This is a genomic window from Streptomyces sp. NPDC102274 (genome assembly GCF_044766385.1).
Taxonomy (GTDB): Bacteria; Actinomycetota; Actinomycetes; order Streptomycetales; family Streptomycetaceae; genus Streptomyces.
Genome location: NZ_JBIWLW010000004.1, coordinates 45,333 through 69,843 on the forward strand (window position 1 = coordinate 45,333; position 24,511 = coordinate 69,843).

Genomic DNA, 24,511 nt, shown 5'->3' on the forward strand with positions numbered 1-24,511 from the left:
CTTCGTCATGTCCGCGTCCTGGCCGTCGGGGCACTCCCGGCGGTTGACGTACGCGGTCCGGCTACGCGATGTGCTCGTCCAGCTCCGACTGATAGCGGAAGCGGAAGTCCTTCAGGTACGGGCGGAGCGAACTCTCGCTCAGCGGGCCGCCGGTACGGCCGGTGATCCCGTACAGATCGACCAAGTACAGCCCGAACTGCCGGCCGTTGGGGAAGTCGCCGTGCTCGCTGATGTACTTACGGAAGGCGCTGAAGTACGCCTCCTCGCGGGAGAGATCGTCGGGGAGGGCGGGGACGGGCAGTTCCTCGGGCTGGTCCTGGCCGGGGACCGGCTCGGGGTACTGCCGCTGCTCCTGGGCCTGTTCGGGGATCTGTTCCGGCTCGGGGGACGGGTACGAGCCTTCCACGCGCTGACCGGGCACGCCGCCGAGCGGACGGCTGCGGCCGGGACCGGCGGGGATCATCACCGGCGCGGGGTCCGGGCCCTCGGCGTACGGCCTCTCGGCGTACGCGGGGTTGTACGCGCCCTCGTACGCTGCCTCCTGCACATGCGGGGCCGCGAACCAGGGGCTGGTCTCGGGCTGGGGCTGCTGGTGTTGCTGCTCGGGCTCGGGCTGTGGCTCCTGCATCTGCGGCTGCGGTGGTATCGGCTGCTGCTGGGGCTGGGGTTGCTGCTGGTGTTCCGTCTGCTCCGGGGACGTGGACGGCGACGGCGACGGGGACGAGCCCGCGGCGGATATCTCGCCCCGGCCCTGCGGGAGTTCGGCCACCGGAGGCGCGGGCGGCAGCAGCACCGGCTCGATACCGGCGGCGGCCAGCCCCGACGGCGCGGTGTCGGCGAGCGGTACGCCGTACTTCGCGAGCCGGAGCGGCATCAGCGCGTCGATGGGCGCCTTGCGGCGCCAGTTGCGGCCGAACCGCGCCTGAAGGCGCGACTGGTAGATGAGCCGGTCCTGTTCGAGCTTGATGACCTGCTCGTACGAGCGCAGCTCCCACAGCTTCATCCGGCGCCACAGCTTGAAGGTGGGCACGGGCGAGAGCAGCCAGCGGGTGAGCCGTACGCCCTCCATGTGCTTGTCGGCGGTGATGTCCGCGATCCGGCCGACCGCGTGGCGCGCCGCCTCGACGGAGACGATGAAGAGGAGCGGGATCACCGCGTGCATCCCGACGCCCAGCGGGTCCGGCCAGGCGGCGGCGCCGTTGAAGGCGATCGTCGCGGCCGTCAGCAGCCACGCCGACTGGCGCAGCAGCGGGAACGGGATCCGCATCCAGGTCAGGAGGAGGTCCAGCGCCAGCAGGACGCAGATGCCCGCGTCGATACCGATCGGGAAGACCAGGGAGAACCGCCCGAAGCCCTTGGCCTCGGCGAGTTCGCGCACGGCGGCGTAGGACCCCGCGAATCCGATCGCGGCGATGATCACCGCTCCGAACACCACGATCCCGATGAGAATCCGGTGCGTGCGTGTCAGCTGCATCGCGGCCACCCGCGATCTCCTCCCGTATTCGGCCTGTATGGGGCGTCAGGTACTCGACAACAACCATTCGACGCCCCGACACCCGGCGGGCACAGCCTGGCACATGCGTGCGGACGGCGTGGCGCGGGGAGTGAAGACGCGGGCCCGGCGGGCGTTTCCGGGCGGCCGGGACCGGCTCGCCCCGCCCCGCCCTGCCCGGTGCGAGCCCTCTCAGCCGGCCTTGGTCGACGCCGACGCCGACGGGGCCTTGGACTCGGCCTTCGGGCTCTCCCCGGTGCCCGGCGCGTCCCCGGGGCCGGCGGCGATCGCCGCCACGGCCTCCTTGGCCGCCTTCTCCGCGTTCTTCGTCAGATCGGCGGAGCCGGGCGACTTGGCGCCCGCGTAACCCGCGCCGTTGTAGGTGAGGGTGATGACGACATTCTCCGTGCGGGCCACGACCGCGGCGTACGCGAAGTCCTCGTCGGTCTGCTGGAGGGTGTACGTGACCAGCGTCGCCTGGTCGCCGACGCCGGCCGTGGCGACCGACTTGACGCTCTTGGCGCCCGCCGTGCCCTGGGCCCCGGCGACCTCCTTCGCGTAGTACTCGCCGGCGCGCTCGGCGCCGCTGCCGAGCGTGGCGTCGGAGTCGTACCGCATGAGGGAGACATCGAGCCAGCGGTACTGCGAGCCCTTGACGCCGTTGTCGTCCAGACCGTTCCAGGAGCAGCTGCCGCGGGTGTCGATGTCGCTGGACTTGCCGGACGTACCGCCCTTGGTCTTGACCTTGGGAACGAGCGACTCGACCGTCTTCGCGCCGATCGTGTCGCAGGCGTCGGGGAGCCCGCTGTACTTGGCCGGCACGACGGTCGGGGTCGGCGAGGTGCTCGGGCTCGACGAGGAGCCGTCGGCGTCGCTCTTGCCGCCGGAGTCGGACGAGCAGCCGGCGACGACGAGCATCACCGGAACGGCTGCGCAGGCGAGTATGCGGGTGAGTCGCGAGGCTGAACGGTGCATGGTTCCTTCAGTCGGTCGGTTGTCGTACGGTCCGATCGGCCACGGTAACCGCCGAGCCGGGTCCGCGGGCTCCCGGAGCGGGAGTCCGTGCCCCGCGCGCCCGGGGCGGGCGGCGGGTACGGGGACGGCTACTCGTTGAGCTGCTCGTTGAGCGTCCGGGCCAGTTCCCGCGCCCTGTCCTGCAGTTCTTTGCTGTCGGGGACCACGGTGGGGTGGGCGGGCTGCTCGGTGTACCGGACGGTCACGATCACATTCGATGTGCGGAACACCACGCTCACCGTGCGCTGCTGAGCGGCCGCGCCGGGGCGGGCGAGGACATCGTCGAGGAAGGCGGCGTCACCGAGGCTCTCCAGGACGCGCGGTTCGAGCCCGTCGGGGGTCGTGCCGTCGGAGGGCGCCCCGGAACCGGAGGGAGCGCCCGTCGGGGAGCCGGAGGGGGAGCCGGTCTGTGTGTTCGTACCGGAGGCCGTGTCCATCCCCGTACCCGCGCCCGAACCCGTGGCGGAGGGCAGACCGCCCGGCGTCCCGGAAGGCGTGGACGCGGGCAGGTCCGCGGCCGTCTCCTTCTTCGCGTAGACCTCCTGCGCCCGGTCGGCGTCGCTCACGGCGGGGTCGTACGACACGACGCGTTCGAGGTCGATCATCAGTTGGTTCGACGCCTCGGGGGAGACGGCCTTCCAGCTGCACCCGACGCGGCGGTCGGTGTCGTACGTCACGGCGGCCGTGCCCTCGTACACCTTCGCCTGCTGGTCCTCGGGGAGCGAGGCGGCGCCGGGCAGCAGATCCTTGAGCATGGAGCGCGGCACGGAGCCGCAGGGCTCACGGAGCGTGCGGTACTTGCCGGGCTGAGCGGCGGTGGCGGTGGTGGGGCCGCCCGGCTTGGCGTCGGCGACGGCGCCGTCCGCGCCGCTGCCCCCCGAGCAGCCGGCGACCACCACCACGAGGAGCGCCGCCAGGCCGGGTACGTACGCCTTGCGCGCCTTTGGCTGCACGGTCCCGGGCTCCCTTCTGTACGGGGTTCCGCGCGGGGCTCCGCGCGAAAACTGCTTGCCGCCGGATGACGGTCGATGGACACAATGTCTATCGCACGCAACGCCGTCGATGCTGGTCGGCTGTCTCTTTTGACGGCCCTGGTTCCGGCTTTTGCGTTATGAGACTTTCGGGGGAATCGAGGAGTTATGTCGTATGTAGAGATGCCGGGCGCGAAGGTGCCGATCCGGATGTGGGCGGATCCCGCGGCCGTCGACGAGGGCGCCATGCAGCAGCTCCGGAATGTTGCCACCCTGCCTTGGATCAAGGGCCTCGCCGTGATGCCGGACGTGCATTACGGCAAGGGCGCGACGGTCGGTTCGGTGATCGCGATGCACGGTGCGGTCTGCCCGGCGGCGGTGGGGGTGGACATCGGGTGCGGGATGTCGGCGGTGAAGACGTCCCTGACGGCGAACGATCTGCCCGGCGATCTGTCCCGGCTGCGCTCCAAGATCGAGCAGGCGATCCCGGTGGGGCGTGGCATGCACGACGAGGCGGTGGATCCGGGGCGGATACACGGATTCGCGACGGCGGGGTGGGCGGATTTCTGGGAGCGGTTCGACGGAGTCGCCGATTCGGTCAAATTCCGTCAGGAACGTGCCATAAAGCAGATGGGAACGCTCGGATCGGGCAACCACTTCATCGAATTCTGTCTGGATGAGTCGGATTCGGTCTGGCTGATGCTCCACTCCGGATCACGGAACATCGGCAAGGAACTGGCCGACCACCACATCGGCGAGGCCCAGAAGCTGCCGCACAACCAGGGGCTGATCGATCGGGACCTGGCCGTCTTCATCGCGGACACTCCGCAGATGGCGGCGTACCGGAACGATCTCTTCTGGGCGCAGGGGTACGCGAAGTACAACCGCGCGATCATGATGGGGCTCTTCCAGGACGTGGTCCGCAAGGAGTTCAAGAAAGCCCGGGTGACTTTCGACCAGGTCATCTCCTGCCACCACAACTATGTGGCGGAGGAGCGGTACGAGGGCATGGACCTGCTGGTCACGCGTAAGGGCGCGATCCGTGCGGGCAGCGGCGACTTCGGCATCATTCCGGGCTCCATGGGCACGGGTTCGTACATCGTGAAGGGCCTGGGGAACGAGGCGTCGTTCAACTCGGCCTCGCACGGCGCGGGCCGGAAGATGAGCCGTAACGCCGCCAAGCGCAGGTTCTCGACACGGGACCTGGAGGAGCAGACGCGGGGCGTGGAGTGCCGTAAGGACGCCGGCGTGGTCGACGAGATCCCGGCCGCTTACAAACCGATCGAGCAGGTCATCGAGCAGCAGCGGGATCTGGTGCAGGTGGTGGCGAAGCTGAGGCAGGTCGTCTGCGTGAAGGGCTGAGCGGGCCAGGGCCGCGACGTCACAGCTCGCGGTGGACCTTGGCGTTGGACGCCTGGGCGCGGGGGCGTACCACCAGGAGGTCGATGTTGACATGGCTCGGGCGGGTGACCGCCCAGGTGATCGTGTCGGCGACATCGTCGGCCGTGAGCGGTTCGGCGACGCCCGCGTAGACCTTCGCCGCCTTCTCGGTGTCGCCGTGGAAGCGGGTGGTGGAGAACTCTTCGGTCTTGACCATGCCGGGGGCGATCTCGATCACCCGGACCGGTGTGCCGACGATCTCCAGGCGGAGGGTCTCGGCGAGGACATGGGAGCCGTGCTTGGCCGCGACATAGCCCGCGCCGCCCTCGTACGTGCCGTGGCCGGCCGTGGAGGAGACGACCAGGACCGTGCCGTCGCCGCTCGCGGTGAGGGCGGGGAGCAGCGCCTGGGTGACGTTGAGTGTGCCGAGGACGTTCGTCTCGTACATCCGGCGCCAGTCCATGGGGTCGCCGGTGGCCACCGGGTCGGCGCCCAGGGCGCCCCCGGCGTTGTTGATCAGGACGTTCACGGAGGGGAAGCGGCCCAGCTCGGCGGCGAAGGCGTCGACGGCGACGCGGTCGGTGACGTCGAGGGCGTACGCGGTGGCGCGCTGCCCGGCGGCGGTCAGTTCGGCGGCGAGCGCCTCGATACGGTCCTTGCGGCGGGCCGTGACGACGACGTGGTATCCGGCGGACGCGAGTTGGCGTGCGGTGGCGGCGCCGATGCCGCCGCTCGCTCCGGTGATGACGGCGATGGGGGTCCCCGGGGCGGTCATGACGTACTCCTCGCGCGTGCGATCGGTGATCGATGTCGACACTGCCAGCATAGGCAGGGTGTGCGAGGCGTGGGGACAGCGTGTCATGTGGGTGACCGGGGGCGCGCCGGGCGTCCGGGTGGCCCGATTCGCGGTGTGATGATCGGTATGTTCCCGGCATGGGTGTCAAGCGCAAGGCGTTGCTGGTGGCGGTGTCGGCCGTCACCGCGGTGGTGATGGGCGCGGGAACGGGCGTCGGTGCCGGTTCCGGTGCCGGTGCGGGGGCCCGTGCCGACGGTGTTCGGGGGGCTGTCGTGCCGGAGGCCGATCTCTCGCACCACGGGTATGTGTCGCTGTGGAGCGAGCAGCTGACGGTCCGCCTCGAGTCCGAGAACCACGGCCCGTCCGGGCTGGCGGACGCGACCGTACAGCTGACCTTCTCGGTCGCTCTCGCGGCCGGTCAGAGCCTGCCGTCCAACTGTCTGCGGGGCGATGACCGGGTGGTGCTGTGCCATACGGGTCCGCTCCGGGCGGTCGGGCGGAGCCAGGAGACCGTGCTCGACCTGAAGACGGTGGGGCGGCCCGTCGAGGCGGTCGTACAGATCGACACCGCGTGGAACGGCGGGGCGAGCGACCCGAACCCCGGGAATCACCGGCACCGGGTGCTGGCCCCGGCCACCGGGGACCCGTACGTCTTCTGACCGGCCCACCGCGCGCGACGAGCTGCCGGAAAGGCCCTACGCGGCGGCGTCGCCGAATTCCCGTACCGCGTCCTCGACGATCGCCGCCAGCCTCGCGTGGTGCGCGCCGCGCCAGTACACCCGGCCGCAGGCCGTGCACTGGGCGAACACGTCGTACGAACGTTGGGTGCCGTGCTCCAGCCGCTCCTGGACGGACTCCTTGTCCGCGGGGCCCAGGCCGCCGTTGCAGGCGGTACAGCGGGTCCAGGGAGCGAGGGCGGGCGCGAAGCGTTCCAGGACGTCCCGGAGCTGGTCCTCCGGGCGGTCGCTGTAGATATACGCCCCGGCCCAGATCTCGCGGCGCCGCAGCAGCCCGCGATCCCGGGACAGCATCACCCGGCGCTCGGCGGCGGAGAGGGTGGCCAGGGCCGGGTCCCCGAGGTCCTCGTTCTCGTACGCCGCGTCGATGCCGAGCAGCCGCAGCCGTCGCGCGAGCGTGCCGAGATGGACGTCGAGCAGGAAGCGCAGGGGAGCACCCGGCACCCGCTGGGGGCGGCTCACGGCCCGTACCTCGACGGATTCGCCCGCGGCGGGGATGTGTGAGACGGGCACCTCGCGGCCGTCCACGAGCAGCGGACCGGCCTCGGTGAGCGGGACACCGAGCGATTCGACGGTGTGACCGAGCGTGGACGCACCGTCGGTGAGAAGGGACGTACGTCCCTGACGCCGCTCGGCGGGGACGAAAAGGCGCAGCTCAGCGGCGAAAACGATCTGGATCTCCGGTCCGTTCACGTCGTCAGGATGCCACCGGACGCGGGGGCCGGGCCAGGACATTCCTGGCCGTCCGCGCCGGGTGTCAGATCCAGCCGCCAGTCGTTGGCGCGCATCAGACGCCCCTTCGGGAACTCGACCTCGCACTCGCCGCGGAGCGAGAACCCCACCCGGCGGCACAGCGCGTTCGACGAGCGGTTGTCGACGGACGGGAAGGCGTGCACATAGCGGTACGCGTGCTCGGCGCGCGCCTTCTCCACGACGGCCGCCGCTGCCGCCGCCGCGATGCCGCGCCCCTGATGAGCGGTGAGCACCCCCCAGCCCGTCTCGTACACCCGCTGTCCCTGCCAGGTCTGCTCCCAGAACCCGATCGTGCCGACGGCCTCGTCGGCCGGCAGCAGTACGATCCGGAACATGCGGCCCCGGCCCGTCCGGTCCGCGCTCAGGTCGACGTACCGTCTGTGCCGCGTGAGCAGCTGCTTCTCGGTCTCGGGGCCGCCCAGATGGCTCATCAGCTCCGGCGCGTTCATGGCGCGGAGCAGGCCGAGATCGCCCTCGGACCATGGATCCAGCCGTACCCGCGGTGCTTCGCTCTCCATGCCGGGCACTGTAGGGCGGGGGTCTGACATCGGGGCGTCCGGCTTCTGGCGGTCCGGCTCCCGGGGGCCGACCGCCGGCGGTCCGGCTTGCGGAGGTCCGGCCGCTGGAGGCCTGTCCGCTGGGGATCCGGCTGCTGAGGGTCCGGCCGCTGAAGGTCTGGCCGATGGGGGTCTGGCGAACACCGTCGGCGGCACTCCGACCGTCGCCGTGAAGGCCCGTACGAGATGGGCCTGATCGCTGTAGCCGAGCTCGGCGGCCAGCTCCGCCCAGTCCACCTCCCGGTCCGCGCCGGGGCCCGTACTCGCATCCGACTCCGCGCGCTCCAGCGCCTCGTGGATGCGGTAGCGCAGGATCACCCACTTCGGACCGACCCCTACATACGTGGCGAAGAGCCGTTGCAGCGAGCGCACCGACACCCCTTCCGCCTCGGCGAGCGGGGCCACGCGCCGGATGGTGCGGTCGGTACGGATCCGGTCGGCCAGCGCCATGGCGCGCGCCGCCTGTGGGTCGGGCCGCGGGCCGATGCCCAGCAGATACGCGTCGAGCGCGGCCACCCGCGCGTCCTCCGGGGCGTCGGGCGGGCCGAGGACCGTCGCGATGTCCGCGTCCGTCGTCGCCGGCACGACCTCGGCGATCGGCACGCGCCGCCCCGTCCACTCCGATACGGGCCACCGCGGTGCGAACGGCCGGAAGCCGCCGGGTCTGAACTGCACCCCGCACACCCGGCCGCGCCCTTCCAGCTTCTGAGTGAACAGCTCCAGGCCGATGCCCGCGACCTCGGCGAAGGCCGGGCTGTCCGGTCCGGGGCCGAACCGCTGGAACACGACATTGACCGAGGGGTGCGGCACGACATGGGAGGCGTAGGGCTGTTCGAGATCCCAGTCGATCAGCCAGTAGTGCTCCAGATACGGCCGCAGGGCCGGAGCGGGCTCGCGGCGCCGGAACCGTACCCGCGCGAAGAGGCCGGGGGCGTCGACGATGCCCCGGGTGTCACGCCGTGGTCCTGCCATGTCCGGATCCTATGTCGCGTTTCTTCAAGACGCCGGGGAGCGCCGTTTCCTACGGTCACGGCCATGAACGACACCATCAGCAAACTGCTCGAAGTGGCGGCCGACCGCACCGTCACCGTTGTCCGGAACATCACCGACGAACAGCTCACCGCCCCGACGCCGTGCGCGCAGTACGACGTACAGGCCCTCGTCGATCATCTCTTCCAGGTCATCGTGAACTTCCAGGCGCTGGCCGCCAAGAAGGACTCCGATTTCGGCGCCGCCCCCGAGCATCTGACGGGTGCGTGGCGCGACCGGTTCGCCGACGAGACCGTACGGCTCATCGCGGCCTGGGACGCGCCGGGCGCCGAGGAGGGCACCTCGGGGGCGATGGGCATGCCGGCCAGAACGGTGGGCGCGATGGTGGTCGGCGATCTCGCCGTCCACGGGTGGGATCTGGCGCGGGCCACGGGGCAGCCGTACGAGCCGGACGCGGCGCTCGTCGGGATGCTCGGGGCGGAGTTCGGGGCGCTGGCCCCGACGGCGCGGAAGATGGGCGTGTTCGGGGAGCCCGTGCCGGTGGCCGAGGACGCGGGTCCGTTCGAGGCGCTGCTGGCAGCGACGGGACGGGACCCGGGCTGGAGCCGCCCGTAGCGTGTCGGCAGCCGTGTCCGGGGCCCGTCCGTAGCGCGTCGGCAGTGCGTGCGTGGCCCGTCCGTGGCCCCGTCGGCAGCGTGGCCCGTCCGTGGCGCGTCCGTGGCGTCAGCTGTCCGCGACGGGTTCGGCGTCCGGCAGTGCCTGCTCGGCCCAGATGACCTTGCCCTCGGCGGTGTAGCGGGTGCCCCAGCGTTCGGTGAACTGCGCGACGAGGAACAGACCCCGGCCTCCCTCGTCGGTGGCCTTCGCGTATCGCAGATGCGGCGAGGTGCTGCTGAAGTCCGAGACCTCGCAGATCAGGGTGCGGTCGCGGAGGAGCCGCACTTTGATCGGGCCGAGGGCGTAGCGGATGGAGTTGGTGATCAGTTCGCTGAGGATCAGCTCGGTGGAGTACGCCACCTCGTCCAGTCCCCAGTCCTCCAGTTGCCGGGCCACGGAGGCGCGCACCCGGGCCACCTCCGAGGGATGGGAAGGCACCTCCCACTCCGCGATCCGGTCGGGGTCGAGCACGCGGGTACGGGCGACGATGAGCGCGATGTCATCGCTCGGGCGGTCGGGCAGCAGCGCGTCGAGCACCGCGGAGCAGGTCTCCTCCGGGTCCCGGTCCGGGTGGGACAGCGCGGCGCGCAGCATACGGAGCCCTACGTCGATCTCCCGGTCGCGGTCCTCGATGAGCCCGTCGGTGTACAGCACCAGATGGCTGGACTCGGGCAGCCGCAGTTCCACTGTCTCGAATGGCAGCCCGCCCAGCCCCAGCGGAGTCCCGGCCGGCAGATCGAGGAACTCCACGCTGCCGTCGATGCCGACCAGCGCGGGCGGGGGATGGCCGGCGCGGGCCATGGAACAGAGCCGGGTCACCGGATCGTAGATCGCGTAGAGACAGGTCGCGCCCGTGATCACGGCGCCGCCGCCCGCGATGCCCTCGTCGTGGTCGATGCGGGTGATCAGATCGTCCAGATGGGAGAGGATCTCGTCGGGCGGCAGGTCGAGCGTCGAGAAGTTGTGGACCGCCGTACGCAGCCGGCCCATCGTCGCCGCCGCGAGCAGACCGTGTCCGACGACATCCCCCACGACCAGGGCCACTCGGGCACCGGGCAGCGGGATGACGTCGAACCAGTCGCCGCCCACCCCCGACTCCGCGGGCAGATACCGGTAGGCGACATCGAGGGCGTTCTGCTCGGGGAGCACCTGGGGGAGCAGACTGCGCTGGAGTGTCTCCGCCATGGTGTGCTCGCGGGTGTAGCGGCGGGCGTTGTCGATGCACACCGCCGCGTGGTTGGCCAGCTCCTCGGCGAGCGAAACGTCCTCCTCCTCGAAGGGCTCCGGCCGCTCCGAACGCCAGAAAATGACGAGCCCGAGGAGCACGCCCCGCGCGCGCAGCGGGGCCGTGACCAGGGAGTGGACGCCGTACGCGACGACCCGGGCCGTCAGCTCGGGGTCCTGGGACTGCCAGCCGCCGGCCAGTACGAGATCGGGCTCGACGGTTCCGCGCCCGCTCTTCAGGCTGAATGCCTGCGGCGTGGTGGCGCGGAACGTGAACCGCGCGCCCAGCGGGTAGAACGGGTGGTGGTCGTGGATGCCGACCACGGCCGTGCGGCGCAGTTCGGAGACGGCGGTGACCACCGCCGGGTCCTCACCCCGCAGTACGGCTTCCGCCAGATCCACGGTGGCGAAGTCGGCGAACCGCGGGACCGCCACCCGCGCCAGCTCCTCGGCGGTCCGGGTCACATCGAGGGTGGTGCCGATCTCCACGCCCGCGTCGTACAGGAGCTTGAGGCGCTTCTGCGCCACTTCCGCCCGGCCCGTGAGCGCGCGCAGCTCGGTGGAGTCGCGGAGTGTCGCCACGGTGCCCGGCGGGCCTCCGTCACGGTCCGTGGAGCGGTTGTTCACCGCGATCAGCCGCTCTCCGGTCGTCATCACCTCGTCGCTGGCGGCACGTCCCGAGGCGAGCAGTTCCGCCAGCTGCGGATCCAGGCCGAGATCGGTGACAGGGCGGCCCTCCGGCCGCGGGGGCAGATCGAGGAGACGGTGCGCCTCGTCGTTGGCGAGCACCAGCCGACCGTCGCCGTCGAGGATGAGCACCCCTTCGCGTACGACATGCAGGACCGCGTCGTGGTGCTCGTACATACGCGCCATCTCCACGGGCTCCAGCCCATGGGTCTGCCGGCGCAGCCGGCCGCTCACCAGCGCTGTGCCGCCGGTGGCGAGGGCGAGCGAGGCGGCGGCGGCGACCAGGACGATCGGGACCTCGCGGTCGGCGAGGCTGTTCACCTTGTCGATGGTGATCCCGGCCGACACGAGGCCGACCACCTTTCCGTTCATGTCCTTGACGGGGGTCACCGCGCGTACGGAGGGACCGAGGGTCCCCGGGACGACCTCGGTGATGGTGCGGCCCTTCAGCGACGGCCCGATGGTGCCGATGAAGCGCTCCCCGATGCGGTGGGGGTCGGGGTGGGTGAGCCGGATGCCCTTCATGGTCAGTACGACGACGAAGTCGACGTGGGAGGCCTTGCGGACCGCTTCGGCCCGTGGCTGGAGGATCGCGCTGGGGTCGGGTGCCCGCAGGGCGGGCGCGATTCCCGGCGAGTTCGCGAACGCGGTGGCGACGGAGAGGCAGCGGTTGCGCGCCTCTTGTTCGGTGTCGCGCCGGGACACCAGGAGGAGTGAGACCAGCGAGGACCCGATGAGCAGGAGCACGATCACCAGTTGCAGGATGAAGACCTGTCCGGCGAGCGTGCGGGCGTTCAGCCATGACGGCCGACGCCACCCCTGCGGCGACCGCGGGGCCCGGCGCTGGAACCATCGTCGCCATCCGCCCGAGGGGCGGTGCTCACGCCGCCGACTCCGTGGGCGCCGGCCGGAGCGGGCAAAGATGGCCCGAGCCCAGGATCGACCCATATGTCGGGCCATGTACCTACATCTACACTGCCTGTCTTCACAAGGCGAATGGGCGTGGGCCCGCGGAGACCGGCCGGACAGGGCCTGGGGCGTGTCGTCAAAGTCCCGCCGGGCCCGCCCCTCGGGCGGACGGCGCTACTTTGAAGACACGCCCTGGAGAATGGCGCCGTGGAGCGGGCGGCCGCTGAGCAGATTCCAGCGTCCGGCCCGCCCGCTGAGTTCGGTGACGGTGAGGGGGCGTACGTCAATCCGCCAGAAGGCCGCGGGTGTTGCGCCCAGGGCGTGGACCACGCAGGCGCGGACGATGTCCGGCTCGGCGACGGCTATGACGCGGCCACCGGCCGTACCGCCGTCGCCCGGTGCGCCGTCGCCTCGCGCGTCCCCGCCCGGCGCGTCCCCGCCCGGCGCGCCCTCGCGCAGCGTGTCGAGCCAGTGGGCGGCGCGGGCGAGCAGCGCCAGCAGGGATTCGCCGCCGTGCGGGGCGGCCGCCGGGTCCGACAGCCAGGAGGCCAGCGCGTCCGGTTCCGCGGCGGCCAATTCGTCGAGGGTCCTGCCCTGCCAGCGGCCCATCGCGCAGGGTGCGAGGGCGGGCAGCGACTCCGCGTCCAGCCCGAGGGCCTCGGCGGTGCGCCGGCAGCGGGGGGAGGGGGAGACATACGGGGTGGCGGTGGCGGGGAAGGTCTCCCGTACGGCCTCGGCCTGTCGCAGCCCGAGGGCGTCCAGCTCGTCGCCGCCCGCTCCGTCGCCGCCCGATCCGCCGGCCCCCGGTTCGCTGCTGCCCGGTCCGCTGCCGTCCGGTCCGCCGTCGGCCGCGGTCGGCTCAGCGGTGTGAGGGAAGCGGGCCTCGCGCAGGGCCGGGTTCATCGCCGGTGAGATGAGCATGAGCCGGGTGGTCATAGGGTCCTCGCTGCTCGGTTCTGGCTCGGTCCGGCCGGGCTCCGGAAAGAGGTCCCCTTGGCCGGTGTGCCGTATCGCGGTACCTTCACGTCGAAATCACGACGGCGGAACGGAAGTCCGGTGGGAATCCGGCACGGTCGCGCCACTGTAAGCCGGGCGCCGGCTGCGTACAGCGCAGCGGGGGCCCCGGTGAGTCAGACCCGGATGCCGTCGTTCGAGCTCCACTGAATGGGACGCGAGTTCCCCAAGGAGGTTGTGCCATGGCGCAGTCCATAGCGCCCCCGGCCGTTCCGTCCACCGGTGCCACCGGTGCCACCGGTACCGCCGTCACCCCGCTCCCGCTTCGCGCGGTGCTGCCGTGGGCCGTATTCGTGGGCACCCTGATGCTGGTGTTGCTCTACTTCGTCGGCGCGGAGCAGGGCGCGACGTCGGTGTTCTCCGGTGCGGAGGTGCACGAGTGGGTTCACGACGGCCGTCATCTCCTCGGCTTCCCCTGCCACTGACGGCCGACGGAGATCACGCGCATGCATGCCTCCACCGTCAGAACCCTCCTGGTCCGCGGCATGATCGCGGGCGTGCTCGCCGGACTCTGCGCGTTCGTGCTGGCCTACGTGGCGGGTGAGCCTTCGGTACGGGACTCCATCGCGCAGGAGGAGGCCCACTCCGCGCCCGCGCATCAGCACGGCGGGCAGGAGAACCAGCAGAGCCGAGAAGAAGAGGAGGAAGAGCTGGTCAGCCGACCGGTGCAGTCGACCTTCGGGCTGGCCACCGGCGTCCTGGTGTACGGGGTGGCCCTGGGCGGGATCGCCTCGCTGGTCTTCGCCGGCTGTCTCGGCAGAATCGGCCGGTTCGGTCCGAGGGCGACCGCGGCCCTGCTCGCCGGAGCCGCCTTCGTCACCGTCTATCTGGTGCCGTTCCTGAAGTATCCGGCGAACCCGCCCGCGGTCGGCAACCCGGACACCATCGGTAAGCGCACCACGCTGTTCTTCCTGATGATCCTGCTGAGCGTGTTGCTGGCGGTCATCGCGGTCATCGCGGGGAGACGGCTCGCGCCGCGTCTGGGCAACTGGAACGCGGCGGTCGCCGCCGGTGGCGGTTACATCGTCGCCGTGGTGGTGGCCTTTCTCCTCCTGCCCGCCAACACCGATGCCATCCCGGCCACCTTCCCGGCTGCCCTGCTCTGGGAATTCCGGCTGGCGTCGATCGGCGTACAGGCGCTGCTCTGGACGGCCTTCGGGCTGATCTTCGGGGCGCTGGCGGAGCGGGCGCTCCGGCCGAGGCAGGCCGCCGCGGTGGCGGCCGACAGCGCTGCCACGCCGGTGCGTACCGCCGGCTGACGCGGCGCCCGCACCATCGGCCGAACCGGGACCGGCCCGGCCCGCGCGTCACACGCGGGCCGGGCCGGTCCCGGTCGTAGCCGTCCCGGTCGTAGCCGTCCCGGTCGTAGCCGTCGCGGTGGCCGCCCGTTCGTCAGTCGCTGACGCCGACCGCGTGTCCGAACGTCTTCCGGTCCGTGACGAAGTCGAGCATGGCGCGGGCCACATCCGCGCGGGCGATCGCGTTGGCGGCCGGGCCCGCCTCCACGGCGTGCCGGTAGGTGCCGCTGCCGTCGGCGTCCGTCAGCCGGGGCGGCCGTACCGACGTCCAGTCGAGCCCGCTCTCGCGCAGGATCGTTTCCATCAGTTCGAGATCGGTGTACAGCTCCTTGAGCGCCAGCCACATCCCGGGCAGCAGCACCCGGCGCGCCAGCCACGGCTGACCGGCCCCCGAGCGGTTCAGCGGCGCCGCGCTCACCACGACGATCCGCCGTACGCCGGTCGCGGCCATCGTCTCGGTCGCCGCCCGCGCCGAGGTGGAGGCGGGCTTGAGCGGGTCGTGCCGGCCGGCCTGGCCCATCCCGGACAGCACCGCGTCGGCCCCGTCGACGACCTCGGTCAGGGAGGCCGCGTCGAGGGCGTCGGCGCGTACGACCGTCAGGCTCTCGTGTTCCGTCTTCAGCTTGGCCGGGTCCCGTACCGCGGCCGAGACCTTGTGTCCGTCCGCGAGGGCGTGGCGGACGATCTGCCGTCCGACGCCGCCCGTGGCTCCCAGCACAGCGATTTTCATAACCCCTCCAGGGGTGAGTGAACGCTTACCAGCCATAGTGGGTGAGCGTTCACCCACTTGTCAAAGTAGGCTGGCGGCATGACGGGTACGACGGGTACGACGGGCACGACGAGTACGACGGGTACGACGAGTACGACGGGTACGAACCGAGAAGCGGCCGCGCCGCCGCTGACCGGCGGCGCCCTGACGCGCTCGCGCATCCTCGACGCCGCCGCGCGGCTGATGAGCACCGTGGGGCTGACGCGCACGACGACCAAGGAGATCGCGAGGGCGGCGGGCTGCTCGGAAGCGGCGCTCTACAAGCACTTCCGCGACAAGGAGGAGATCTTCGTCAGCGTCCTGCACGAGCGCGCGCCGAGCTTCACGGACGCGCTGGCGCGGCTGCCCGGACGCGTGGGCGAGGGGGAGGTGGCCGGTCATCTGGAGGAGGTGGCCAGGGTCGGGGTGCTCTTCTACCGGGGTACGTTCCCGATGGCGGCGTCCCTCTTCGCCAGCCCCGACCTCCTCGTGGCCCACCGCAAGCGGCTCGGACTCGACGGCTCGGGGCCGCACGAGGTGAGCCGGTCCGTGGCCGGGTATCTCGCGGCGGAACAGAAGCTGGGCCGGGTCTCCCCGGACGTCGACCCGGACGCGGCGGCGCTGCTTCTCGTCGGCGCCTGCTTCCACCGGGCCTTTCTGGACCTGTTCTTCGCCCCGGACCCCCCGGAGGGCACGCTGCGTCCGGAGAGCGAGGCGGATTTCGCGCGGGAGACCGTACGGGCGCTGCTGGCGGGCATCGCCCCGCCGCGCCCGTGACCTGGCCTCTTAATCTCTCGGAGCGGCTTATCTCTCGGAGCGGCGCCGGTCGCCCGCGCACAGCGCCCAGATGATGAAGAGGTCGATGGCGAGGAGCGCGAGGGCCCAGAGCGGATAGCGCGGGATCCAGAGGAAGTTCGAGATCGCGCCCAGACCGGCGAGGATCACACCGACCACACGCGCCCAGACCGCGCCTCGCAACAGCGCGCAGCCCGAGATGAAGATGATGGCGCCGAGGACGAGATGCACCCATCCCCAGCCGAAGAGACTGAACGAGAACACGTAGTTCCTCGTCGCCAGGAAGATGTCGTCCCTGGCGATGGCGGAGATACCCGCCAGGATCGTCATCACGCCGCCGAAGATCATGAGAACCGCAGCGAAGACCGTCCAACCGGTAGCAAGTGCCCTCTTGGCCGTCATGGGGCGCTCCCTCGGTGAGGAGACAGGCCGCCGGCCGGTGGGCGGCCGGCGGCCATTGCCGTCACCTCAAGGTTCCATACGTATGGGTCACCCGCATCTCTTCCGGAGGGCGGCCAGTAGAGTGCGGACTCGGTCTTCCCCCAGTTCAGAGGTGTACGGCAGTGAGTCCCGCCCAGCCATCCGCACCCGCCGGGCCTGCCGGGCCCGCCGGGCCCGCCGGGCCCGCCGGATCCACCGGGCCTGCCGGGCCGCCCGCGCCCCGGGTGCCGGCGGCGGCGCCGGTGACCGTCGTCGGGATCGGCGCCGACGGCTGGGCGGGGCTGCCCGGCGGCGCGCGGGCCGCGCTGCGCGAGGCGGACGTACTCATCGGCGGCCCCCGGCAACTGGCCCTGCTCCCCGAGGAGTGCGCGGGCGAGCGGGTGCCGTGGCCGTCGCCGCTGCGGCCCGCCGTTCCCGGACTGCTCGCCGCCCACGCCGGGCGCCGGGTCGCCGTACTGGCCAGCGGGGACCCGATGTTCCACGGGATCGGGCGGACCCTGTCCGAGGTCCTGTCCGGGACCCTCGGCACCGAGACGCCGCGGGCCGGAGCGCCGCGCGTGCTGCCGCATCCGTCGTCCGTGTCGTACGCGTGCGCCCGGCTCGGGTGGCCGGTGGAGGACACGGAGGTGGTCACGCTCGTCGGCCGCCCCACCGAGCTGCTGACCGCGGCCCTGCACGACGGCCGCCGGGTCCTGGTGCTCAGCGCGGGCGCGGCGACGCCCGCCGAGGTGGCGGCGCTGCTCACCGAGCGCGGATACGGCCCGAGCCGGATGCACGTACTTGAACAGCTCGGCCTCGAACAGCTCGGCGCGGACGAGGGGCACGGGCCGGACCCGGACAGGGGGCCAGGGCGGGACAGGGCGCCGGGGCGGGAGCGTCATATCGAGGGCGTCGCCCAGGAGTGGGCCGAGCCCGCCGGTGATCCGCTCAATGTCGTGGCGGTCGAGTGCCGCCGCGCGCCCGACGCGCCGCGCCTCGGCGCGGTGCCCGGCCTGCCGGACACCGCGTACGAACACGACGGCCAGCTCACCAAGCGTCATGTGCGCGCCGCGACACTGGCCGCGCTCGCGCCCGCACCCGGCGAACTGCTCTGGGACATCGGCGGCGGGTCGGGTTCGATCGCCGTCGAGTGGATGCGTACGCACCGGTCCTGCCGCGCCGTCTCGGTCGAGCGCGATCCGGTGCGGGCGGAACGTATCGGCCGCAACGCGCGGGCGCTCGGCGTCCCCGGGCTGCGCGTCGTCACCGGCGGGGCGCCCGGCGCGCTGGCCGGACTGCCGGTGCCCGACGCGGTGTTCATCGGCGGCGGGCTGACCGTACCGGGGCTGCTGGAGAGCTGCTGGGACGCGCTGCCCGCGGGCGGCAGGCTGGTCGCGAACACCGTGACGCTGGAGTCCGAGGCGCTGCTGGCCGAGTGGTACCGCCGCCTCGGCGGGGAACTCGTACGGCTGGCGGTCGCGCACGCCGTTCCGGTGGGCGGGTTCACCGCCTGGCGGCAGGCCATGCCGGTCACTCAGTGGGCGGTCACGAAGGACCACCCTCCGCAGGTCCCCTCAGCGGCAGCAGTCCCCTCAGCAGGAGAAGAACGATGACGGTGTACTTCATCGGCGCAGGTCCCGGCGCCGCCGATCTGATAACGGTGCGCGGCGCCCGGAGGCTGGCCGCCTGCCGGGTGTGTCTGTACGCGGGCAGCCTCGTACCGCGCGAGCTGCTGGCCGAGTGCCCGCCGGGCGCGCGCCTGGTCGACACCGCGCAGATGGATCTGGACGGGATCACCGCGGAGCTGGTCCGGGCGCACGAGGAGGGCCAGGACGTCGCCCGGCTGCACTCCGGCGACCCGTCGGTCTTCAGCGCCGTCGCGGAGCAGATGCGCCGACTGGACGCGGCGGGCGTGCCGTACGAAGTGGTGCCGGGCGTACCGGCGTTCGCGGCGGCGGCCGCCGCGCTGAAGCGTGAGCTGACGGTCCCGACGGTGGGCCAGACGGTGATCCTCACGCGGATCGCCCAACGCGCCACCCCGATGCCGGAGGGCGAGGACCTGGCGACCCTCGGCCGGAGCGGGGCGCTGCTCGTACTGCACCTGGCCGCGCGGTATGTGGACCGGGTGGTGGCCGAACTGCTGCCGCATTATGGGGCGGACTGCCCGGCCGCGGTGGTGGCGATGGCCAGCCGCCCGGACGAACTGGTGCTGCGCGGCACACTGGACGACATCGCCGGCCAGGTGAAGGCGGCGGGTGTGGTGCGGACGGCGGTCATCATGGTCGGCCGGACGCTGGGCGCGGAGCAGTTCCGCGACAGCCACCTGTACTCGCCCGACAGGGAGCGCCCGCACGCCTGTTGACGACACGCCCTGCGCGCACCCCGTCCGCGCGCACGGCTGGTGTGTTCGCCCGAGGGCTCCACGGGAGATCCATCCGCACGCCATACTGAGAGGGCAATCGAAAATTCAATAAAACCTCAATAAACTGCCAAGTCGTACAGGGGAGTTGGGTGTACGTGGTCGAGATGCCGAGTACGCCCGATCCGCTCGCCGCCGCGGTGCTCAGGGTCCGGTATCCCGACGGCACGGCCGTCGGCGTCGGCTTTCTCGTGACCGGGGAACTGGCCGTCACCTGCGCCCATGTCGTGGCCTCCGCCCTCGGACTCGACGACGACGAGCGCCCGGCCGCCGGGGCGACCGTCGAGGTGGACCTGCCGCTCGGTCCGGTGGACGGCACGGCGGCGGGTCCGGTGGACGGCACGGCGGCCGGTCCGGTGGTCGTTCCGGCGGAGGTGGAGTACTGGCCCGAGGACGGCCCGTCCGGGGCCCGGGACATCGCCGTACTGCGCCTGCGGTCCACCGTCCCCGGCTCCGTCCCCCTGCGCATGGCCGAGGCGGATGACGTATGGGGACACCCCGTGCGGACCTTCGGCTTCCCGGCCCGCCATGACGACGGGGTGTGGCACGCGGGGGTGCTGCGGGCCCGGCAGGGGACCGGCTGGCTCCAGGTCGAGTGGGCGGCGAGCAGCAACCACGCGATCAGCCGGGGCTTCAGCGGCGCACCGGTGTGGGACGAGCGGCTGGGCGCCGTGGTCGGCATGGTGGTGGCCGCCGACCCCCAGCAGCCGTCCGCCTTTCTCATCCCGACCGGCGAACTGCTGCTCGCCGTACCGTCGTTACGGGAGGCGGTGCTGCCGCCCTCGCCGTTCCGGGGTCTGTCGGCGTTCCAGGAGTCCGACAGCGCGGTCTTCCACGGCAGGGACGAGGAGAGCGACGAGGTCGCCGCGCTGGTCACCGAGCATCCGGTGGTCACCGTCTTCGGGCCGTCCGGCTGCGGGAAGTCGTCGCTGGTACGGGCGGGTGTGGTGCCCCGGCTGAGGAAGGCCGGACACGCCGTCGTCGTCATACGGCCGGGCGGTCCGTCCGGTCTGCTCGGCGGTCTCGCCATGGAGCTGACGCGGCTCACCCGGCCGGAGCTGAGCGGCAGCGCGCGGCGCGAGGAGAGCCGGGTGGTGGAGGCGGAGCTCTCCGTGCACGGCTGGGGGGAGATCCTGGCGCAGCTGATGGGTGCGGGCGGCGCTACGAGTCCGGGTGCGGGCGGCGGTGCGAGTGCGCGTGCGGGCGGCGGTACGCGCGCGCGTACGGGTACGCGTCGTGCTCGCGGCGTACGCGGTCTCGTCGTGGTCGTGGACCAGCTTGAGGAGATCCTCGACCACGGCCCCGCCGCCCGGTCCGCCGCCGAGGCCGTCGCCGCGCTGTTCCCCGAACACCCGCCGCCGGGGCTGCGCGTGCTCTCGACCCTCCGCGCCGACTTCCTGGAAGCCGTCAGCGCGCGCCCCGGCCTGGAACGCGTCCTGCGGGGCAAGTCGCTCCTCCTGCCCGCGATGTCCGCCGAACAGGTGCGGCAGGCGGTGGTCCTGCCCGTGGAGGCGATCGCGTCCGTCGCGTACGCGGACGGCCTGGAGCAGCGCATCCTCGCCGACTGCGGCGACGCGCACGGAGTGCTGCCGCTGCTGGAATTCACCCTCGACCAGCTGTGGGAGCGGCGGCGGGGCGGTCTGCTCACCCACCGGGCGTACGAGGAACTCGGCGGCGTCAGCGGCGCGCTGGCCGAGCGGGCCGAGACCGTATGGCGGCGCGCGGTACGGGAGGCCGACGGGCCGGATCAGGCGGAGGGGGCCGACGAGGCCACCGCGCGGCGGCTGTTCACCCGTCTGGTCCGGCTGCCGCTCGGCGGCCCGGCGGCCACGCGTCGCGTCGTGCCCCGCGCCGAACTGGGCGAGCCGGAATGGACACTCGCCCAGGCGCTGGCCCGGGAACGGCTGGTGGTCATCGGCCTCGACGACGAGAAGCGGGAGACCGTCGAGCTGGCCCACGAGGCGCTGATCCGGGCCTGGGACCGGCTCGGCGCGTGGGTCGAGCGCGACCGGGACTTCCTCGCCTGGCGGGAGGGGATCCGGCACGACCGGGAACGCTGGGAAGCCGCCGGCCGCGCGCCGGATCTGCTGCCCGCCGCCTCGGCCCTGGACACGGCGCGCCGCTGGGAGCGCGAGCGTGGCGAGGATCTGAGCGAGGCCGACGCCGACTTCCTGCGCCGGGGCCGCGATCGGGAGCGAACGAGAACCCTGCGCAGGCGCGGGCTGTTCACCGGCATCGGCACCGTACTGGCGCTGGCGGCGGTGCTGGGCTCGCTCTTCGTCTTCCAGACCGGAGTCACCGAGGAACGGGCCGCCGCGGCGGATTCCCGCTCCATGGCGGCGACCTCGACGGACCTGCGCGCCACCGACCCGGCGCTGTCCGCGCTGCTCGCGATCTCCGCGTACCGCCGGTCGCCCACGGAGTCCGCGCGTGACGCCCTGCTGCAGAGCTATCTCACCTACGGGCGGGCCCGCTGGCTGATGTCGGGGACTCTGGGGAAGGTGGAGCGCGTCGCCGCCAGTGGGGACGGACGCGTCGTGCTGACCACCACCGTGCTCGGACGGGCCACTCTGTTCGTACGCGGCGACGACGGGGAAATACGCAGTGCGCACCTTCCGGCGGAGGCGGAAGCGCGGTATCCGGTGGTCGCGTCGGACGGGAGCGGCATGGGGTACGTCGGGAGGGACGGCGCGCTGGTGTGGCACGAAGTCCGCCCGGAAACGGCCCGGTTGATGGGGCCGGCCCGGACGATGGCCGTGGAGACGACGGATCCCTCCGGCTTCGTGTCCCCCCGGGGTGCGGCGATCTCCTCCGACGGCAGCCGGGTGGCGGCGGTCGTCGGCGGGCATCTCGCCGTCTGGGACCTGGACAAGGGCACGGTCGTACGCACGATCTCTCCTCCTGCGGGCCAGGACTCCTTCGTGAAGGTCTGGTTCGGCCCCGGCCGGGACACCCTGCTGGCGTCCGCGGTCCGCGACGCCGACGCCCTGGCGGACAACGCGTACACGGTGCTGGCCTACCAGGAGTCGCGCGCGCCGCGCACCGTCGCCACGGGTGTGCACGGGGCGGAAGTCTCCGGCGACGGAACCGCGTTGGCCTGCTGCCGTGTCTCGGACGGGGCGGACCGGGGGCTGTACCGGGTGGTTCGGATCGCGGACGGCGAGGAGCGCGGCCGGTTCACGGACACCAAGCAGTGCGGAACGAAGATCGTCGTCGACCGCACCGGTCTACGTGTGGGCGTCGGGGACATCGTCCGCACACTCATGCGGTTGTTCGACACGGAGCAGCGGAAGCTGGTCGCCGTGACCGGGACGCAGACGGAGCCGCAGGCGGGCGGCGGTTTCGGCAACCGCGAGGCGTTCCCCCGTCTCCTGGAGGACGGCGGCCGGACATACCTGCTGAGTTATGACTCGGCCGGCGCCGCCATGACCGCCCTGTCCGCCGATGCCGAGGAGTTCCTGCCCCGGGACGACCGTTCCTTCGAGGCACTCACACCGGACGGTTCCACCGTCGTCGGCAAAACGCCCGACGGGGCGGAGCTGCGGACCTACGCCGTGGGCCAGGGATTCAAGGAGGTCGCCTCGGTGAAGCGGCCGGACCCGGTCATGGGAGGGGAGCCGGGCATCCGGATCAGTGGCGACGGCTCGTTGGTGGCGGATCCCGCCGTGAACGGCGAAATCCATATCCGCGAGGTGCCGTCCCTGCGACGGATCGCCACCGTCCCCACCGGGGTTTTCACCCGGACGGTCTTCCGGTTCGCCGACGAGAGGTATCTCCTGGTCGCGACCCGCGACGTGATCGAGCGCTGGGACGCCAGGACCGGTCGGCCGGCCGGCCGTATCGATCTGAGCACAACGGATCTGGCCGACACGGTGACGGACGACCCCTTCCTCGGGCCCTATCCCAGGGAGGGGCATGTGGCTGTCCTCGGGGACAGGTACATCCACGTCGTCGACCTCGGCGAAGGGCGCGAGGTGACGGAACTCCGGATCGACGTCGGGAACGACGCGACCGGCGTCCGGTTCGACGCCGAGGGAAACTACCTGGCGGTCCTCCGCCGTGGTGGGGTCTGGGAGTTGTGGCGGCTCGATCCGCTCCGTCGCGAGCTCGGTCCGATGCCGGGCGTCGGCGAGGGAGGTGATTTCGTCTTCGAGTTCATGGACGCGGAGGGGCGCCTCCTGGTGGCGGACGCCGGGAGAGTACGGGTCTACAGAGCCGGAAGCCGTACCTACGAAGCCGCCTTCAACTTCGGGACGCAGTCCGACAGTGTCCTGGGGACGTTTCCCGCCGCTGCCCAGGGCCCGACGGTCCTGTACACCAACGACGCCCAGACCACCGCCGTACGCCTGGACCCCGAGGAGTGGGCCGGCAGACTCTGCGCGGTGATCGGACAGCGCACCCTCACGCGAGCGGAGCGCGACGCGGTACCGGCGGAGGTGCCGCCGGGGGCGGTGTGCGGGGACTGAGGGCGGGACCGGGCGGCGCGCGGTTCCCGCGCGGTCACGCGGGATCGCTGCGGCCCACCACCGTGCCCGCCCTGTCGATGCAGATCACGTCCACCTCCACCGGCGCTCCGCGCAGCACCCCCAGTGCCTCGTCCCGTGCCCGCCTCGCGACCTCGTCGCCGAGCGGCACGCCCCGGGACTGGCACAGCCGGAGCGCCTCCAGGCCCGTGTTGGCCGCTGCCACCCGCTCCGCCAGCGGCGCGTCCGCGCCCGCCGCCAGGGCCAGTCGGGAGAGGAAGGTCTTGTCCACCTGGGAGCGGGCCGAGTGGAGGTCCAGGTGGCCCGCCGCCAGTTTGGAGAGTTTGGCGAAGCCGCCGCAGAGGGTGAGGCGGTCGACGGGGTGGCGGCGGATGTATTTGAGTACGGCGCCCGCGAAGTCACCCATGTCCAGGAGCGCGTCCTCGGGGAGGTCGTAGGCCGCGAGGACCGTCCTCTCGGACGTCGATCCCGTACAGCCCGCCACATGCGTACGGCCCGCCGCACGGGCCACGTCCACGCCGCGCCGGATCGAGTCGATCCAGGCGGAGCAGGAGTAGGGGACGACGATGCCCGTCGTGCCGAGTATGGAGAGACCGCCCAGGATGCCCAGCCTCGGGTTCCAGGTGGAGCGGGCGATCTCCGCGCCGTTGTCCACGGATACGGTGATCTCCACATCGCCCGTACCCCCGTGGCGGGCCGCCACCTCCGCCACATGGGAGCGCATCAGCTGACGCGGGACCGGGTTGATCGCCGGTTCGCCCACGTCCAGGGGGAGTCCGGGGCGGGTGACCGTACCCACACCCGGGCCCGCGCGGAAGACGACCCCCGCGCCCGGCGGCAGCAGCCGTACGGTCGTACGGATCAGGGCGGCGTGGGTGACGTCGGGGTCGTCGCCCGCGTCCTTGACCACGCCCGCCATGGCGCGGTCCCCGGTGGTCAGGTCCCCCGTGATCAGCTGCTCGGTGGCGAGGGCGAAGGACGGCGTCTGGCCCTTGGGCAGCGTGATCGTCACCGGGTCGGGGAACTCGCCGGTCAGCAGCGCCGTGTACGCGGCGGTCGTCGCCGCCGTCGCGCACGCGCCGGTTGTCCAGCCGGGCCGGAGACCGGTGTGCTTGAGTTGGGCGGCGCGCCCGCCCTTCCCCCCTTCAGTCATGGAAAGACCCGCC

Annotated in this window: 20 protein-coding genes, 1 pseudogene and 1 riboswitch; of the genes and pseudogenes, 9 read left to right on the forward strand and 12 right to left on the reverse strand. The window is 72.1% G+C overall.

Going from position 1 to position 24,511, the window contains the following annotated elements; translation table 11 throughout:
* Positions 1–61: 61 nt before the first annotated feature.
* The 3 genes from ACIRQP_RS06755 to ACIRQP_RS06765 all read right to left on the reverse strand — a co-directional run bounded on the left by ACIRQP_RS06755 (position 62) and on the right by ACIRQP_RS06765 (position 3,459).
* Positions 62–1,483 carry a DUF2637 domain-containing protein gene (locus tag ACIRQP_RS06755; protein ID WP_403884526.1) on the reverse strand — a complete coding sequence of 474 codons (1,422 nt, stop codon included), beginning with the start codon at positions 1,481–1,483 and terminating at the stop codon, positions 62–64.
* A 201-nt stretch (positions 1,484–1,684) separates the two neighbouring features.
* Positions 1,685–2,467 carry a DUF3558 domain-containing protein gene (locus ACIRQP_RS06760; RefSeq protein ID WP_403884529.1) on the reverse strand — a complete coding sequence of 261 codons (783 nt, stop codon included), beginning with the start codon at positions 2,465–2,467 and terminating at the stop codon, positions 1,685–1,687.
* Between the two features lie 128 nt (positions 2,468–2,595).
* Complete coding sequence (locus tag ACIRQP_RS06765; protein ID WP_403884532.1) at positions 2,596–3,459, reverse strand: DUF3558 domain-containing protein; 864 nt, start codon at positions 3,457–3,459, stop codon at positions 2,596–2,598.
* 186 nt (positions 3,460–3,645) lie between these two features.
* Here ACIRQP_RS06765 and ACIRQP_RS06770 point away from each other — a divergent pair, with 186 nt between their 5' ends.
* Positions 3,646–4,839 carry an RtcB family protein gene (locus ACIRQP_RS06770; RefSeq protein ID WP_403884536.1) on the forward strand — a complete coding sequence of 398 codons (1,194 nt, stop codon included), beginning with the start codon at positions 3,646–3,648 and terminating at the stop codon, positions 4,837–4,839.
* Positions 4,840–4,858: 19 nt separating this feature from the next.
* Here ACIRQP_RS06770 and ACIRQP_RS06775 read toward each other — a convergent pair whose 3' ends face one another.
* Positions 4,859–5,632: an SDR family NAD(P)-dependent oxidoreductase gene (locus tag ACIRQP_RS06775; RefSeq protein ID WP_403884539.1), complete on the reverse strand. Its 774-nt coding sequence runs from the start codon at positions 5,630–5,632 to the stop codon at positions 4,859–4,861.
* A gap of 158 nt (positions 5,633–5,790) precedes the next feature.
* Here ACIRQP_RS06775 and ACIRQP_RS06780 point away from each other — a divergent pair, with 158 nt between their 5' ends.
* Positions 5,791–6,312: a hypothetical protein gene (locus tag ACIRQP_RS06780; RefSeq protein ID WP_403884542.1), complete on the forward strand. Its 522-nt coding sequence runs from the start codon at positions 5,791–5,793 to the stop codon at positions 6,310–6,312.
* Between the two features lie 36 nt (positions 6,313–6,348).
* Here ACIRQP_RS06780 and ACIRQP_RS06785 read toward each other — a convergent pair whose 3' ends face one another.
* The 3 genes and pseudogenes from ACIRQP_RS06785 to ACIRQP_RS06795 all read right to left on the reverse strand — a co-directional run.
* On the reverse strand, positions 6,349–7,083 hold the full coding sequence (locus tag ACIRQP_RS06785) for a Mut7-C RNAse domain-containing protein (RefSeq protein ID WP_403884545.1): 735 nt from the start codon (positions 7,081–7,083) through the stop codon (positions 6,349–6,351).
* Positions 7,080–7,661: a GNAT family N-acetyltransferase gene (locus ACIRQP_RS06790; protein WP_403885341.1), complete on the reverse strand. Its 582-nt coding sequence runs from the start codon at positions 7,659–7,661 to the stop codon at positions 7,080–7,082. The genes ACIRQP_RS06785 and ACIRQP_RS06790 overlap by 4 nt, the downstream gene beginning before the upstream one ends.
* Before the next feature lie 174 nt (positions 7,662–7,835).
* Positions 7,836–8,672, reverse strand: a pseudogene (locus ACIRQP_RS06795) (DUF6597 domain-containing transcriptional factor); the annotation flags it as partial.
* A gap of 63 nt (positions 8,673–8,735) precedes the next feature.
* On the opposite strand from ACIRQP_RS06795, the gene ACIRQP_RS06800 reads away from it, so the two are divergent.
* Positions 8,736–9,305, forward strand: coding sequence for a TIGR03086 family metal-binding protein (locus ACIRQP_RS06800; protein WP_403884548.1), 570 nt, complete (start codon positions 8,736–8,738; stop codon positions 9,303–9,305).
* Positions 9,306–9,413: 108 nt separating this feature from the next.
* Here the strand turns inward: ACIRQP_RS06800 and ACIRQP_RS06805 are convergent, their stop codons facing one another.
* Together ACIRQP_RS06805 and ACIRQP_RS06810 are read right to left on the reverse strand one after the other, a co-directional pair.
* Entirely contained in the window at positions 9,414–12,218 is a 2,805-nt protein-coding gene (locus ACIRQP_RS06805; RefSeq protein ID WP_403884551.1) for a SpoIIE family protein phosphatase, read from the reverse strand.
* 123 nt (positions 12,219–12,341) lie between these two features.
* Positions 12,342–13,103 (reverse strand): histidine phosphatase family protein, encoded by a 762-nt coding sequence (locus ACIRQP_RS06810; protein ID WP_403884554.1) that lies wholly within the window; start codon positions 13,101–13,103, stop codon positions 12,342–12,344.
* A 111-nt stretch (positions 13,104–13,214) separates the two neighbouring features.
* A riboswitch (cobalamin riboswitch) is annotated at positions 13,215–13,303 on the forward strand.
* Positions 13,304–13,363: 60 nt separating this feature from the next.
* Between ACIRQP_RS06810 and ACIRQP_RS06815 the strand changes: the two genes are divergently transcribed.
* On the forward strand, positions 13,364–13,606 hold the full coding sequence (locus ACIRQP_RS06815; protein ID WP_403884557.1) for a CbtB domain-containing protein: 243 nt from the start codon (positions 13,364–13,366) through the stop codon (positions 13,604–13,606).
* A gap of 21 nt (positions 13,607–13,627) precedes the next feature.
* Positions 13,628–14,440 carry a CbtA family protein gene (locus ACIRQP_RS06820; RefSeq protein ID WP_403884559.1) on the forward strand — a complete coding sequence of 271 codons (813 nt, stop codon included), beginning with the start codon at positions 13,628–13,630 and terminating at the stop codon, positions 14,438–14,440.
* Positions 14,441–14,573: 133 nt separating this feature from the next.
* Here ACIRQP_RS06820 and ACIRQP_RS06825 read toward each other — a convergent pair whose 3' ends face one another.
* Positions 14,574–15,209, reverse strand: coding sequence for an NAD(P)-dependent oxidoreductase (locus ACIRQP_RS06825; protein ID WP_403884562.1), 636 nt, complete (start codon positions 15,207–15,209; stop codon positions 14,574–14,576).
* A 78-nt stretch (positions 15,210–15,287) separates the two neighbouring features.
* Between ACIRQP_RS06825 and ACIRQP_RS06830 the strand changes: the two genes are divergently transcribed.
* The gene (locus ACIRQP_RS06830) at positions 15,288–16,004 is read left to right on the forward strand and encodes a TetR/AcrR family transcriptional regulator (protein ID WP_403884565.1); all 717 of its coding nucleotides are present in this window, start codon (positions 15,288–15,290) and stop codon (positions 16,002–16,004) included.
* A gap of 27 nt (positions 16,005–16,031) precedes the next feature.
* On the opposite strand, the gene ACIRQP_RS06835 is transcribed toward ACIRQP_RS06830, so the two are convergent.
* Entirely contained in the window at positions 16,032–16,424 is a 393-nt protein-coding gene (locus tag ACIRQP_RS06835) for a hypothetical protein (protein ID WP_403884568.1), read from the reverse strand.
* A gap of 263 nt (positions 16,425–16,687) precedes the next feature.
* Here ACIRQP_RS06835 and cbiE point away from each other — a divergent pair, with 263 nt between their 5' ends.
* The 3 genes from cbiE to ACIRQP_RS06850 all read left to right on the forward strand — a co-directional run bounded on the left by cbiE (position 16,688) and on the right by ACIRQP_RS06850 (position 23,327).
* Positions 16,688–18,055 carry a precorrin-6y C5,15-methyltransferase (decarboxylating) subunit CbiE gene (cbiE, locus tag ACIRQP_RS06840; protein ID WP_403885344.1) on the forward strand — a complete coding sequence of 456 codons (1,368 nt, stop codon included), beginning with the start codon at positions 16,688–16,690 and terminating at the stop codon, positions 18,053–18,055.
* Complete coding sequence (gene cobM / locus ACIRQP_RS06845) at positions 18,052–18,804, forward strand: precorrin-4 C(11)-methyltransferase (RefSeq protein WP_403884571.1); 753 nt, start codon at positions 18,052–18,054, stop codon at positions 18,802–18,804. Before cbiE ends, cobM begins: the two co-directional genes overlap by 4 nt.
* 149 nt (positions 18,805–18,953) lie before the next feature.
* A complete protein-coding gene (locus ACIRQP_RS06850) occupies positions 18,954–23,327 on the forward strand; it encodes a trypsin-like peptidase domain-containing protein (RefSeq protein WP_403884574.1) in 4,374 nt (1,457 codons plus the stop codon).
* Positions 23,328–23,361: 34 nt separating this feature from the next.
* Here the strand turns inward: ACIRQP_RS06850 and ACIRQP_RS06855 are convergent, their stop codons facing one another.
* A complete protein-coding gene (locus tag ACIRQP_RS06855; RefSeq protein WP_403884577.1) occupies positions 23,362–24,498 on the reverse strand; it encodes a cobalt-precorrin-5B (C(1))-methyltransferase in 1,137 nt (378 codons plus the stop codon).
* Positions 24,499–24,511 lie beyond the last annotated feature (13 nt).

What these genes read in the sequence shown, in the direction of transcription:
- ACIRQP_RS06770 (WP_403884536.1), top strand. Translation starts at nt 3,646, where the DNA reads ATGTCGTATGTAGAGATGCCGGGCGCGAAGGTGCCGATCCGGATGTGG.
- ACIRQP_RS06855 (WP_403884577.1), bottom strand. Translation starts at nt 24,498, where the DNA reads ATGACTGAAGGGGGGAAGGGCGGGCGCGCCGCCCAACTCAAGCACACC.
- ACIRQP_RS06780 (WP_403884542.1), top strand. Translation starts at nt 5,791, where the DNA reads ATGGGTGTCAAGCGCAAGGCGTTGCTGGTGGCGGTGTCGGCCGTCACC.
- ACIRQP_RS06830 (WP_403884565.1), top strand. Translation starts at nt 15,288, where the DNA reads ATGACGGGTACGACGGGTACGACGGGCACGACGAGTACGACGGGTACG.
- ACIRQP_RS06810 (WP_403884554.1), bottom strand. Translation starts at nt 13,103, where the DNA reads ATGACCACCCGGCTCATGCTCATCTCACCGGCGATGAACCCGGCCCTG.
- ACIRQP_RS06825 (WP_403884562.1), bottom strand. Translation starts at nt 15,209, where the DNA reads ATGAAAATCGCTGTGCTGGGAGCCACGGGCGGCGTCGGACGGCAGATC.
- ACIRQP_RS06775 (WP_403884539.1), bottom strand. Translation starts at nt 5,632, where the DNA reads ATGACCGCCCCGGGGACCCCCATCGCCGTCATCACCGGAGCGAGCGGC.
- ACIRQP_RS06820 (WP_403884559.1), top strand. Translation starts at nt 13,628, where the DNA reads ATGCATGCCTCCACCGTCAGAACCCTCCTGGTCCGCGGCATGATCGCG.
- ACIRQP_RS06805 (WP_403884551.1), bottom strand. Translation starts at nt 12,218, where the DNA reads ATGGCCCGACATATGGGTCGATCCTGGGCTCGGGCCATCTTTGCCCGC.
- ACIRQP_RS06800 (WP_403884548.1), top strand. Translation starts at nt 8,736, where the DNA reads ATGAACGACACCATCAGCAAACTGCTCGAAGTGGCGGCCGACCGCACC.
- cobM (WP_403884571.1), top strand. Translation starts at nt 18,052, where the DNA reads ATGACGGTGTACTTCATCGGCGCAGGTCCCGGCGCCGCCGATCTGATA.
- ACIRQP_RS06790 (WP_403885341.1), bottom strand. Translation starts at nt 7,661, where the DNA reads ATGGAGAGCGAAGCACCGCGGGTACGGCTGGATCCATGGTCCGAGGGC.
- ACIRQP_RS06815 (WP_403884557.1), top strand. Translation starts at nt 13,364, where the DNA reads ATGGCGCAGTCCATAGCGCCCCCGGCCGTTCCGTCCACCGGTGCCACC.
- ACIRQP_RS06835 (WP_403884568.1), bottom strand. Translation starts at nt 16,424, where the DNA reads ATGACGGCCAAGAGGGCACTTGCTACCGGTTGGACGGTCTTCGCTGCG.
- ACIRQP_RS06760 (WP_403884529.1), bottom strand. Translation starts at nt 2,467, where the DNA reads ATGCACCGTTCAGCCTCGCGACTCACCCGCATACTCGCCTGCGCAGCC.